General features: G+C 74.7%; 2 protein-coding genes. Both read left to right on the forward strand.

What is annotated here, in order from left to right; all coding sequences use genetic code 11:
- A partial coding sequence (locus ACIBK6_RS35835) for an SDR family NAD(P)-dependent oxidoreductase (RefSeq protein ID WP_399056592.1) occupies positions 1-3,981 on the forward strand: 3,981 nt, incomplete at its 5' end.
- 81 nt (positions 3,982-4,062) lie between these two features.
- Complete coding sequence (locus tag ACIBK6_RS35840) at positions 4,063-14,196, forward strand: type I polyketide synthase (protein WP_399056594.1); 10,134 nt, start codon at positions 4,063-4,065, stop codon at positions 14,194-14,196.
- Positions 14,197-14,244: the final 48 nt, after the last annotated feature.

A 14,244-nucleotide genomic window follows, 5' to 3' on the forward strand; every position in this document is an offset into this window, starting at 1 on the left:
CCCGCGCTGCGTGCGGACCGCGCCGAGGACGTGGCGGTCACCACCGCCCTCGCTCAACTCCACGTCCACGGCACGCCCGTCGACTGGACGGCCGTCCTCGCCGGACAGGGCGCCCGACGCGTGGACCTTCCCACGTACGCCTTCCAGCGCACCCGCTACTGGCTCGACACCCGCCCCGCGGTCGGGGACCTCGCGAGCGCCGGGCTGCGGTCGGCGGACCACGCGCTGCTGGGCGCCGCCGTGGCACTCGCCGACGGTGAGGGCGTCGTCCTCACCGGGCGGCTGTCGCTGACGGCACAGCCCTGGCTGGCAGAGCACCAGGTCATGGGTGCGGTGCTGCTGCCCGGTACGGCGCTGGTGGACCTCGCGATCCGGGCCGCCGACGAGAGCGGCTGTGACCGGGTCGACGAGCTCACCCTCCAGGCTCCGCTCGTCCTGCCCGCTCAGGGCGCCGTCCAGCTCCAAGTCGCCGTGGCAGGACCCGACGACACCGGGCGCCGGACCGTGCAGGTCCATTCCCGGCCGGACGGCGCGAGCCCCGACGAACCCTGGTCGACCCACGCCATCGGCGTACTCGCCACGGCGGCTTCGGCGCGCGCGGACACGCTCGCACGGCCCCACCTCGGGGAGGACCTGGCGCAGTGGCCGCCCGCCGCCGCCCGGCCCGTCCCGATCGAGGGGTACTACGAGCGGCTGACGGAACTCGGCTTCGGCTACGGGCCGGTGTTCCAGGGGCTGCGGGCGCTGTGGCAGCGCGGCGGGGAGGTGTTCGCGGAGGTCGCCCTGCCGCCGGACACCACCGCCGACGGCTTCGGCGTCCACCCGGCGCTGCTCGACTCCGCCCTGCACGCGGTCGGCCTGGGCGGTCTGCTGCCGGACACCGGTCAGGGACGGATCCCGTTCGCCTGGAGCGGAGTACGGCTGGACGCGACCGGGGCCACGAGCCTGCGCGTCCGGCTGACCTCGCCCGCGCCGGACACGGTGTCGCTGCTCGTCGCCGACGGCACGGGCCGGCCGGTCGCCTCCGTCGAGTCCCTCGTGCTCCGGGCGGTGACGGCCGATCAGCTGTCCTCCGCCCGGCAGGTCGAGCACCAGGACACGCTGTACCGGATGGACTGGCCCGTGCTCCCCTTGGAGGAAGCGGGCGCCACCGGTGGCGTCACCCGGGCCGAGGACCATGCGGGTCTCCTCGCGCTCCTGGCCGCCCTCGGCGACGCGGACGTGCTCCCGGACGCTGTCCTGATGCCGGCCCCGCGCGCCACCGGCGACGGTACGGCGGATGACGTTCGCTCGGTGACCCGGCAGGGCCTCGAACTCCTGCGGACCTGGCTCGGCGACGACCGGACCGCGCACGCCCGGCTGGTGCTGCTCACCCAGGGGGCGGTCGCCCCCGCGCCCGGTGCCACGGTCGCCGACCCGGCGCAGAGCGCCCTCTGGGGCCTCGTACGGTCCGCTCAGTCGGAGAACCCCGAACGCCTGGTCCTCGTGGACACCGACGACCTCGACGGTCACGGGCAGTCCGGACGGGCGCTGCCCGCCGCGCTGGCGACGGGTGAACCGCAGTTCGCGCTGCGAAACGGCGTCGCGTACATGCCCAGGCTCGCCCGCCGGTCGGCCGGCGACGCCCTGCGGCCCGTCCCCGGTGTCACCGGTTGGCGGCTGACCACAGGAGCCACCGGCGCCCTCGACGACCTCGCGCTGACCGAGAACCCCGCGGCCACCGCCCCGCTCGCCGAAGGCCAGGTGCGGATCGCCGTGCGCGCCGCCGGCGTCAACTTCCGTGACGCCCTCATCGCCCTCGGCATGTATCCGGGGGCCGCCACACTGGGCAGCGAGGCCGCCGGCGTCGTGGTCGAGACGGGCCCCGGGGTCACCGCACCGGCGGTGGGGGACCGAGTCTTCGGCATGATCCCCGAGGCGTTCGGCCCGCTCGCCGTCGCCGACCACCGGATGGTGGCGAGGATGCCGGAGGGCTGGACGTTCACCGAGGCCGCCTCGGTGCCGATCGTCTTCCTGACCGCCTACTACGCCCTGGTCGACCTGGCGGGCCTGCGGGCCGGGCAGACACTGCTGGTGCACTCGGCGGCGGGCGGCGTCGGCATGGCCGCGACCCAGCTGGCCCGACACCTCGGCGCCGAGGTCTACGGCACCGCGGGACCCGGCAAGTGGGCGGCCCTGCGGGCGGCCGGCCTGGACGAGGACCACCTCGCCTCGTCCCGTGAACTCGGCTTCGAGCAGCGGTTCCTGACCGCCACCGGCGGCCGCGGCGTGGACGTCGTACTCAACTCCCTCGCCGGTGACTACGTGGACGCCTCGCTGCGTACGCTGACCGACGGCGGCCGCTTCCTGGAGATGGGCAAGACGGACGTCCGCGACCCCGAACGGATCGCCGAGGAACACCGGGGCGCCGCATACACCGCCTTCGACACCATCGAGGCCGGGCCCGGCCGCATCGGCGCCATGCTCCGTGAACTTGTGGCGCTGTTCGAGACCGGGGCGCTGCGCCCGCTCCCCGTCACCTGCTGGGACGTGCGCCAGGCACCCGACGCGCTGCGCCACCTCAGCCAGGCCCGGCACATCGGCAAGCTCGTCCTCACCGTCCCCGCCGCGCTCGACCCCTCCGGCACCGTGCTCGTCACCGGCGCCACCGGGGCGCTGGGCGGGCTGGTGGCCCGCCACCTGGTGGCCGAACACGGCGTACGGCACCTGCTGCTCACCAGCAGGCGAGGGACGGCGGCCGAGGGAGCGGCCGGGCTGCGGGAGGACCTGCTCGCGCGGGGCGCCGCGACCGTCACGGTGGCGGCCTGCGACGCCGCCGACCGGAAGGCACTCGCCGCACTGCTGGCCACCGTCCCCGCGGACCGGCCGCTGACCGCCGTGATCCACGCGGCCGGTGTGCTCGACGACGGGCTGGTCGCCTCGCTCACCCCGGAGAGGCTGGACGCGGTGCTGCGTCCCAAGGTGGACGCCGCGCTCAACCTCCACGAGCTGACCCGGGGCCTGGACCTGTCGGCGTTCGTGCTGTTCTCGTCCGTCGCGGCGACGCTGGGCAGCGCCGGGCAGGGCAACTACGCGGCGGCCAACGCGTTCCTCGACGCGCTCGCCCAGCGCCGCGTGGCGGCCGGCCTGCCCGCGACCGCCATCGCCTGGGGCCCCTGGGCCGACAGCGGCATGGCCTCGGGGATGGACGAGTCGGGTCGGGAGCGGATGGCCCGCTCCGGACTGGTGTCCTTCCACGCCGAGGAGGGCCTGGCGCTCTTCGACGCGGCCCGGAGCGGCGAACACGCCGTCGCGGTACCGGTGCGCTTCGACACCACCGCGCCCGGGGCCGGCCCGGACTCCGCCGGCGCGGTCCCGGCGATCCTGCGCGGCCTGGTCCGCCCGGCCGCCCGGCGCACTGCCCGGGAAGCCGTGGCGGCCGGCGGCGCCGACGCACTGCGCGACCGGCTCAGCGGCCTGTCCGAGCCCGAACGGGACAGCGTCCTGCTGAATCTGGTGCGTACTCAGGTGGCGGCGGTGCTCGGCATCGGCGGCCCGCGGGACGTCGACCGGAACCGGGAGTTCAAGCTGCTCGGCTTCGACTCGCTCACCTCGGTGGAGTTGCGCAACCGGCTCAACGCCGCAACCGGACTCCGGCTGCCGGCCACCCTCGTGTTCGACTGCCCCACGCCCGTCGCGCTCGCCGAGCGCATCCGTCTCGACCTCGTGCCGGACCAGGCGCAGGCCTCGTCCGCCCTGGCGGTCTTCGGCGAACTCGACCGGCTGGAGACGGCCCTCGCCGCCGTCGGCGCCGACGACGAGCTGGTCCGGTCCCGGATCAGGACCCGCCTGCACGGTGTGCTCGCGGCCTTCAGCGAGGGCGCGGCGGCCGACCGCGGAGCGGGCCGCCCGTCGCCTGACGAGGCATCCGACGAGCGGCTCCGCAGCGCGACCGTCGACGACATCTTCGCGCTCATCGACCAAGAGCTCGACGGCGCCTGAGCACCGACAAGCACGGTGCACACCTTCGCGGCCCGCACCACCGCACCACTTTCCTGACACTTCCTGGCGGGTGAACGAGACATGCAGAACCAGCACAACGAGCTCAGCGGACAGAACGAGAACGAACAGAAACTGCTGGACTACCTCAAGCGTGTGACGGCGGATCTCAAGCAGACCCGGCGCCGGCTCCACGAGGTGGAGACGAAGGACCAGGAGCCGATCGCCATCGTCGCGATGAGCTGCCGCTACCCGGGACAGGTCGACAGCCCCGAAGCGCTCTGGCAGTTGGTCGAGAGCGGCTCGGACGCCGTCACCGGCTTCCCCACCAACCGGGGCTGGGACCTCGACGGGCTGTACGATCCCGACCCGGGCGTGCCCGGCAAGTGCTACACCCGCGAGGGCGGGTTCCTGCACGAAGCGGGCCGCTTCGACCCCGGGTTCTTCGGCATGTCCCCCCGCGAGGCCCTGGCCACCGACCCGCAGCAGCGGCTGCTGCTCGAAGTCGCCTGGGAGGCGTTCGAGCGGGCCGGGATCGCCCCCACCTCCGTCAAGGGATCCCGTACCGGCGTGTTCGTCGGCCTCGCCTACCAGGGGTACGCGGGCAGCGGCGACACCCGGGAAGAGCTGGAGGGCTTCCTGCTCACCGGCACCGCCCCCAGCGTCGCCTCGGGGCGGGTGTCGTACACCTTCGGCCTCGAAGGCCCCTCGCTGACCGTCGACACCGCGTGCTCCTCCTCCCTGGTCGCCCTGCACCTGGCGGTCCAGGCCCTGCGGCAGGGCGAGTGCTCGATGGCACTCGCCGGCGGGGCCGCCATCATGGCCGCCACCGGCATGTTCACCGAGTTCAGCCGTCAGCAGGGCCTCGCTGTCGACGGGCGCTGCAAGTCCTTCGCCGCAGAGGCCGACGGGACCGGGTGGGGCGAGGGTGTCGGCCTGCTGTTGGTGGAGCGGTTGTCGGACGCGCGCCGTCACGGTCACCCGGTTTTGGCGGTGGTGCGGGGTTCGGCGGTGAATCAGGACGGTGCGTCGAATGGTCTGACGGCTCCGAACGGTCCGGCGCAGCAGCGCGTCATCGAACAGGCTCTGGCCAGTGCGGGGTTGTCGGCGGCGGATGTGGATGTGGTGGAGGCGCACGGTACGGGCACCAAGCTCGGTGACCCGATCGAGGCGCAGGCGCTGCTGGCGACATACGGGCAAGGTCGTTCCGAGGAACGTCCGTTGTGGCTGGGTTCGTTGAAGTCGAACATCGGGCACACGCAGGCCGCTGCCGGGGTGGGCGGGGTCATCAAGATGGTGGAGGCGATGCGGCACGGTGTGCTGCCGAAGACGCTGCACGCCGACGAGCCGTCGCCGCATGTCGACTGGTCGTCCGGAGCCGTACGCCTGCTGACCGAGCCCGTCGCCTGGGCGGAGAACGGCCACCTGCGCCGGGCCGCCGTGTCCTCCTTCGGGGTGAGCGGGACCAACGCCCACACCATCATCGAGCAGGCGCCGCCGGCCCCCGACGCCGAGGAAGACCCGGCGAGTCAGGACCCGACCGATCCGGCCGCCGGGACCCGGCCCGTCGCATGGACCCTCTCGGGGCGGAACAGCGCGGCCTTGCGCGAACAGGCGGAGCGGCTGCTGGCGCACGTCCTCGGTCTCGGCGATGTCAGCGCGGTGGACGTGGCTCATTCCCTGGCCACCTCGCGCGCCGCGCTGGAACACCGCGCCGCCGTGGTCGGTACGGACCTGCCCGAACTCGTAGCCGGTGTGAAAGCGGTAGCCGAGGGGACCCCTGCCGCGCAGGTGGTCGAAGGGGCAGGCCGCCGTGACGGCGGAACCGCGTTCTTGTTCTCGGGGCAGGGGAGTCAGCGGTTGGGGATGGGGCGTGAGTTGTACGCGTCCTTTCCCGTGTTCGCCGAGGCCTTCGACGGCGTGTGTGCGGCGTTGGACGTGCATCTCGAACAGCCCCTGAAAGGTGTGGTGTTCGGCGATGACGCGGAGCTGCTGAACCAGACCACCTATACGCAGCCGGCGTTGTTCGCGGTTGAGGTGGCGTTGTTCCGGTTGGTGGAGTCGTGGGGGGTTCGGCCGGATCTGGTGGCGGGGCATTCGGTGGGTGAGTTCGCGGCTGCTCATGTGGCGGGTGTGTTCTCGCTGGAGGATGCGGCGCGGTTGGTGGCTGCGCGTGGCCGTCTGATGCAGGCGCTCCCGGGTGGGGGTGTGATGGTGGCGGTGCAGGCCTCGGAGGACGAGGTGCTGGAACTGCTGGCGGGGTACGGGGGCCGTGCGGGTATCGCGGCGGTCAACGGGCCCTCGTCCGTGGTGGTTTCGGGCGCGGAGGACGCCGTGGCGGCGGTGGTCGGACGCCTGGAGGCCCAGGGCCGTAAGACGAAGGCGCTGTCCGTCTCGCACGCGTTCCACTCGCCGTTGATGGATCCGGTGCTCAGCGACTTCCGCAAGGTCGTGGAGACGGTCGCCTTCGACGCCCCGCGCGTGCCTCTTGTCTCCACCCTCACCGGGTGTGTGGTGTCTGCGGAGGAGTTCTGTTCCGTCGACTACTGGGTGCGGCATGTCCGCGAGGCGGTCCGTTTCGCGGACGCCGTGACCTCCCTCGCTGAGGAAGGCGTGAGCACCTTCCTGGAGATCGGCCCCGGCGGAGCACTCACTGCCATGGCGCAGGACTCCGTGGACGAGCACGCGGTCACGGTTCCTCTGCTGCGTGTGGATCGCGCCGAGGACGTGGCCGTCACCACCGCCCTTGCCCAGCTCCACGTCCACGGAACGGCCGTCGACTGGACGGCCGTGTTCGCCGGGCGCGGTGCCCGGCGTGTCGACCTCCCCACCTACGCCTTCCAGCGCGAGCACTACTGGCTCGAAGCGGCCGCGGCCACGGGCGGTCGCAGGTCCACGGTCGAGGACTGGCAGTACGACGTCACCTGGAAGCAGTTGAGCGATCCGGCGACTGATCCGGCGGATGCGACCGCCGACGGGCACTGGCTGCTGGTCGTCCCCACCGTCGGCCCCGACCACGACAGCGGCGCCGTATCCCTCGCCGCCGGACTCCAGGACGCGCTCGCAGCGCACGGCGCGCGCACCACCTGCCTGACCGTCGACGGAGCGGAGGACAGGGAGACGCTCACTGCCCGGCTGCGCGAGGCCACGGACGGCACGGCCCCGCGCACCGTCGTCTCGCTGCTCGGACTGGACGAGCGCCCGGTGGCGGGCCTGGCCGCACTGGCCGGCGGCGTGGCCGGCACCCTGACCCTGGTCCAGGCGCTGGGCGACGCGGGCGTCGAGGCACCGCTGTGGTGCGCCACGCGCGGCGCGGTGTCCACGTCGCCGGACGACCACGCGGTGACGGCCCCCGGCCAGGCCCAGATCTGGGGACTCGGCCGAGTGGCCGCGCTGGAGCACCCGGGCAGGTGGGGCGGGCTCGTCGACCTGCCCCAGGAATGCGATGAACCGGTACTGGCCCGGGTCGTCGGCGCACTCGCCGCCGACGGCCCGGAGGACCAGCTCGCCGTCCGCGCGGGCGGCGTGTTCGCCCGGCGGCTCGCCCGTGCCGCCGAGGCCGACGCCCGGTCGGTCGAGGAGTGGCGCCCGCGGGGGACCGTACTGATCACCGGCGGGACCGGCGCGCTCGGCGGGCACGTCGCCCGGCTGCTCGCCGCCCGTGGCGCCGAACACCTGGTGCTGAGCAGCCGCCGGGGTCCCGCCGCCGACGGCGCCGACGAGCTGCGCGCCGAACTGGAGGCGCTGGGCGCCCGCGTGACGGTCGCCGCCTGCGACGTGGCGGACCGGGACGCGCTGGCCCGGCTGCTCGCGGACCTGACGGAAACGGCGGGCACAGCCTGCCCCCTCACCGCCGTGGTGCACACGGCGGGCGTGGACACCCCCGCGCTGCTGGCCGACACCGATCCGGCCGCCTTCGCCGCCGTCCTGGCCGCGAAGGCGGCGGGCGCGGTCCACCTCGACGCGCTCCTCGACGAACTCCCCGCAGGACCCGAGCTGGACGCGTTCGTGCTGTTCTCGTCCATCGCCGGGGTATGGGGCGCGGGCGGCCAGGCCGCGTACAGCGCCGCCAACGCCCACCTCGACGCGCTCGCCGCCGCCCGCCGGGGCCGCGGCCTGCCGGCCACCGCGCTGGCCTGGGGGCCCTGGGCCGACTCCGGCATGGCCGGCACCCCCGAGGTCGCCGAGAGCCTGCGGCGGCGCGGCCTTGAGCCGCTGGCGGCCGAGTCCGCCGTCACGGTGCTGGACCGCGCGGTCGGCCGGAACGCGACCGCTGTGACCGTCGCCGACGTGGACTGGGCGTGCTTCGCCCCCACCTTCACCGTGGGCCGGCCCAGCCCGCTGCTCGGCGATCTGCCCGAGGTCCGGGACGCCACCACCGCACGGCCGGGGCACTCCGACGAGGCGGCCGACACCGCAGGCGCCCTGCGCCTGGTACTCGCCCAGGCGGACCCGGCCGAGCGGGACCGTACCCTCGTGGAACTCGTACGGTCCGAGGCCGCGGCCGTGCTCGGACACCCGGGTCCCGAGGCCGTCGAGCCCGGCCGGGCCTTCCGCGACCTGGGCTTCGACTCGCTGACCGCCGTCGAGCTGCGCAACCGGCTGATCCGGGCCACCGGACTGCGGCTGCCCACCACCCTGGTGTTCGACTACCCGTCGGCGCTGGACCTGGCGGGCGCGCTCCTCGTAGAACTGCTCGGCACCGGCGACGCCCCCGAGGCCGCGGCCGCCCCCGTACGGGCCGACGACGAGCCGATCGCGATCGTCGCCATGAGCTGCCGCTATCCGGGCGGGGTCCGCTCGCCGGAGGAGCTGTGGCGGCTCGTGGACGAGGGCACGGACGCGATGTCGGTGTTCCCCGACAACCGGGGCTGGGACCTGGACACGCTCTACCACCCGGACCCCGACCACCCGGGTACGACCTACGCCCGCGCCGGCGGCTTCCTCTACGACCTGGCCGACTTCGACGCCGCGTTCTTCGGCATCTCGCCGCGCGAGGCGACCGCCATGGACCCCCAGCAGCGGCTGCTCCTGGAGACGTCCTGGGAGGCGTTCGAGCGGGCCGGCATCGATCCGGCGAGCGTGCGCGGCAGCCGCACCGGAGTGTTCGTCGGCTCCGGATACCAGGACTACATCCGACGGGGCCTCGCCGTCCCCGAAGGCGTCGAGGGCTACCTGGGCACCGGGAACGCCGCCAGTGTGGCGTCCGGGCGCATCGCCTACACCCTCGGTCTCGAAGGGCCGGCCGTCACGGTGGACACGGCGTGCTCGTCCTCCCTCGTGGCCCTGCACATGGCGGCCCAGGCGCTGCGCCAGGGCGAGTGCGAACTCGCGCTGGCCGGCGGGGTGACGGTCATGTCCAGCTCCGGCGCCTTCGTCGAGTTCAGCCGGCAGCGCGCGCTCGCCGCCGACGGCCGCTGCAAGGCGTACTCCGCCGATGCCGACGGCACCGGCTGGGGCGAGGGCGTCGGCATGCTGCTGGTGGAGCGGCTGTCCGACGCACGCCGCAACGGTCACCGGGTGCTCGCGGTCGTCCGTGGCAGCGCCGTCAACCAGGACGGCGCGTCCAACGGCCTCACCGCTCCCAGCGGCCGCGCCCAGCAGCTCGTCATCCGGCAGGCCCTCGCCAATGCCGGGCTGTCCGTCTCCGATGTCGACGTGGTCGAGGGGCACGGCACGGGCACCCGGCTCGGCGACCCCATCGAAGCCTCGGCGCTGCTGGCGACGTACGGCCAGGACCGCCCCGAGGAACATCCGTTGTGGCTGGGCTCGTTGAAGTCCAACATCGGGCACACTCAGGCCGCAGCCGGAGCGGGCGGCATCATCAAAATGGTGCAGGCGCTGCGGCACGGCGTACTCCCCAGGACCCTGCACGCCGAGGAGCCGTCCCCGCACGTCGACTGGAGCACCGGCGCCGTCCGACTGCTGACCGAGCCGGTCGCCTGGGACGCGGCCGACCGCCCCCGGCGGGCCGGGGTCTCGTCCTTCGGGATGAGCGGGACCAATGCCCACGTCATCATCGAGGAAGCGCCGCCCGTCGGCCCCCGCCCCGACACCGACCCCGAAGAGCCCGCTCCGCAGCCCCCGATCGGATCGGCGGCGGTGCCCCTGCTGCTGTCGGCCCGCACCCGCCCGGCACTGGAGGAGCAGGCGGGACACCTCGCCGCGCTCCTGCGCGAGGGCCGGACCCGGCCGCGCGATGTCGGGTACGCGCTCGCCACCACCCGCACCCTGTTCGACGAGCGCGCCGTGGTGGTCGGCGAGGACCGCGACGAACTGCTCGCGGCCCTGGACGCGCTCGCGTCCGGCGGCTCCCACGAGCTCGCGCTCCGCGGCTCGGCCGGATCCCCAGCCCAGCCGGTGTTCGTCTTCCCCGGCCAGGGCTCCCAGTGGGCGGGCATGGCCGTCGAACTCCTCGACACCTCGGCCGTCTTCCGCGACTGGATCACCGCCTGCGGCGAGGCGCTGGCCCCGCACGTGGACTGGTCGCTCGATGACGTACTGCGAGCCGCGGACGGCGCCCCCGCGCTGGAGCGCCCGGACGTGATCCAGCCGGTGCTGTGGGCGGTGATGGTGGCGCTCGCCGAGCTGTGGCGCTCGTGCGGGGTACGCCCGGCCGCCGTCGTCGGCCACTCGCAGGGCGAGATAGCGGCCGCCGTCGTCGCCGGGGCGCTGACCCTGGCGGACGGCGCCCGGCTCGTGGCGCGCCGCAGCGCCCTGCTCGTCCGGCTGTCGGGGCAGGGCGGCATGGTGTCGGTTCCGCAGTCCGAGGCCGAGGTCACCGAGCGGCTCGCCCGCTGGCAGGGCCGCCTCAGTGTGGCCGCGGTCAACGGGCCGCGCACCGTGGTCGTCTCCGGCGACCTGGACGCGCTGGCCGAACTCCTCGACGCCTGCGCGGCCGACGGAGTACAGGCCAAGCGCGTCAGGGTGGACCTGGCCTCGCACTGCGCCCAGGTCGAGGCGGTGCGGGACGAACTCGCGGCGGAACTCGCCACGCTCGCCCCGAGCGCGCCGAAGATCCCGTTCTGCTCCACGGTGACGGGCGAACCGCTCGACACCGCGCCGGACGCCGCGTACTGGTACCGCAATCTGCGCCAGACCGTGCGCTTCGAGCAGGCCACCCGACGCCTGCTGGCGGACGGGCACCGGGTCTTCATCGAGATCAGCCCGCACCCGGTGCTGGTGTACGGACTTCAGGACACCCTGGACGACGCGCCTACGGACGGTCCCGCCCAGGCCGTGGTGCCGACCCTGACCCGCTCCGCTGGCGGCGCCCGGCGCTTCCTCGGCTCGCTCGGCGAGGCGCACGCGCACGGCGTCCCGGTCGACTGGACCGCGGTGTTCGGGGGCGCCGCCAGTACGTCGGCCGAGCTGCCGACGTATCCCTTCCAACGGCAGCGGTACTGGCTCGACACGCCCGACACGGCGGCGAGCGCGGTCCCGGCGCCGGAGTCCGCCGCGGACGCCGAGTTCTGGGCGGCCGTGGAACGCGAGGACCTGGCCTCCCTCGCCGAGGGACTGTCCTTCGACGAGGACGCCACCCTGCGCTCCGCGCTCCCCGCGCTGCACGCCTGGCACCGCGGCCGCCGCGACGAGGCGGCCACGGAGGCCTGGCGCTACCGGATCAGCTGGAAGCCGGTACCCGACACGGCACCGCCCGCCCTTTCCGGGGTCTGGCTCGCGGTCGTCCCCCGGGACCGGCTCGAAGACCCGGCGGTGGAGCTGGCGCTCGACTCGCTCGCCACGCACGGCGCCGAGCTCGTCCGGCTGGCCGTGACGGGGGACGAGGACCGGCACGCCCTCGCCGACACGCTGCGGGAGGCGGGCCACGGCGTACGCGGCGTACTGTCCCTGCTCGCCCTCGACGAACACGCACACCCGCGGCACCCCGCCGTTCCGCTCGGCCTCGCCACCACCCTGCTCCTCGTGCAGGCGCTCGGCGACGCGGACGTCGACGCCCCCCTGTGGTGCGTGACCCGGGGCGCGGTGTCCACCGGGCCCGCCGACCCCCTCCACGCCGTACGCCAGGCGCCGGTGGGGGCGCTGGGCCGGGTCGTGGCCCTGGAGCACCCGGCCCGGTGGGGCGGCCTCGTCGACCTGCCCGCCGACGTGGCGGCCACCGACGCACGGACCGGGCGCCGACTGGCCGTGGCGCTGTCCGGAGCCACCGGCGAGGATCAGATCGCGGTCCGCGCCGAGGGCGGCTACGCCCGGCGGATGGTCCGCGCCCCCGGCGGCGGTACCCCCGCCGGGCCCGGCTGGCAGCCGCGCGGCACGGTCCTGGTCACCGGCGGCACTGGCTTCATCGGGGGCCGGGTCGCCCGCTGGCTGGCGGCCGCCGGCGCCGAACACCTGGTGCTGACCAGCCGCCGGGGTCCGGCCGCCGACGGTGCCGATGAGCTGCGCGCCGAACTGGAGGCGCTGGGTGCCCGCGTGACGATCGCCGCCTGCGACATGGCCGACCGGGCGGCGGTGGCCGCACTCCTGGACTCGCTCGCCGGCCTGCCGCCGCTGAGCGCCGTGGTGCACGCCGCGGGTGTCGGCACGCCCGCCATGCTCGCCGACACCACCGTGGCCGAGCTCGCCGCCGTACTGGGCGCGAAGGCGGCGGGCGCGGCCCACCTGGACGAACTGCTCGGCGAACGCGAACTGGACGCCTTCGTGCTGTTCTCCTCCGGCGCCGCCGCCTGGGGCAGCGGCGCGCAGTCCGCCTACGCGGCGGCGAACGCCTTCGTGGACGCCCTCGCCGAGGACCGGCGGGCGCGCGGCCTGACCGCCACCTCCATCGCCTGGGGCGCCTGGGGCGGCGGCGGCATGGTCGACCGGGCCGCCGAGGAGCGGCTGCGGCTGCGCGGCCTCGATCCGATGGACCCCGGACTCGGCGTGCTGGCCCTGCGCCGCGCGGTCGAACGCGGCGACACCACGGTGGTCGTCGCCGACGTGGACTGGACGCGGTTCCTGCCCGGCTTCACCGCGGCCCGGCCGAGCCCGCTGCTCGGCGGCCTGCCCGAGGTGGCCCGCCTGCTGGCAGCCGAGGAGACCGGCGCGGGCGACCCGTCCGGCGGTGAACCCCTCCTGGTGCGCCGGCTGGCGGGGCTGTCCGGGGCCGAACGCGACGCGGCGGTCCTGGAGTTCGTACGCTCCGAGGCCGCGGCCGTGCTTGGCCACCCCTCCGCCGACGCGGTGCGGGACCGGCACGTCTTCCTGGAACTCGGCTTCGACTCGCTGACCGCGGTCCAGCTCGCCAAGCGGCTCGGCCGGGCCACCGGCCTCAAGCTGCCGAGCACCCTGGTCTTCGACCACCCCACCCCCGCAGCGGTGACCACCCGGCTCCTCGCCCTCCTGGTGGAAGCACCCGGCGGCCCCCACCGGGCCGGACCGGCCGCACCCGCCGAGCAGGACGATCTGCTCGTCGGCCTCTACCGCCGGGCCGGCGAACTCGGCAGGCTCGCCGAGGGCATCGAGATGGTCACCGCCGCGGCACGGCTGCGGCCGGTCTTCGACGCCGCGTCGGCCGCCGACCACCGGTCGGTCCCGGTCCGGCTGGCGCACGGCGACGAAGGGCCCCAACTGATCTGCTTCGGCCCGTACATGGCGCCCTCCGGGGTGCACCAGTACGCGCGCTTCGCGGCCGCGTTCGGCGGCCGGCGCACCGTCTGGGGACTGCCCGAGCCGGGCTTCGGCCCGGGGGAGGCGCTGCCGGAGGACGTCGCCGCCCTCGTGGAGGTGCACGTCCGGGCCGTCGCCGAGTGCGCGGGCGAGGAGCCCGTGGTGCTCGTCGGCTACTCCTCGGGCGGCTGGGTCGCGCACGCCGTGGCCTGCCGGCTGGAGGAGCTGGGCCGGCCCGTCGAAGGCATCGTGATGCTCGACAGCTTCACCCGCGCGCAGGGCATGGCCGACCGGTTCCAGTCGGCGGTGGTGCGGGAGCAGTCGGAGCGCTTCGACTTCATCTCCGCACCCGGCACCCAGCTCACCGCGATGGGCGGCTATCTCGCCGCCTTCGAGGGCTGGGACGCCCCGGTGGCCAAGGCGCCCACGCTGGTCGTCCGCGCGGACGACTGGATGGGGGCCGACGAGACGGGGGCCGACGACCGGCCGCCGGCGCCCGAACACGCCCAGACGGTCACCGAAGTACCCGGCAACCACTACACGCTGATGGAGCGGTACGCGCGGTCCACGGCGACCGCCGTCGACGAGTGGGTCCTCAAACTGTCCTGACCACCCGTCATCCCACGCCCCGCCAGCCTCCATTCTCCCGAAGGGAAA

Source organism: Streptomyces sp. NPDC050485 (genome assembly GCF_044458185.1).
In the GTDB taxonomy this organism is placed as follows: Bacteria; Actinomycetota; Actinomycetes; order Streptomycetales; family Streptomycetaceae; genus Streptomyces.

Coding starts and splice junctions, on each gene's coding strand:
- ACIBK6_RS35840 (WP_399056594.1), top strand. CDS start 4,063: ATGCAGAACCAGCACAACGAGCTCAGCGGACAGAACGAGAACGAACAG.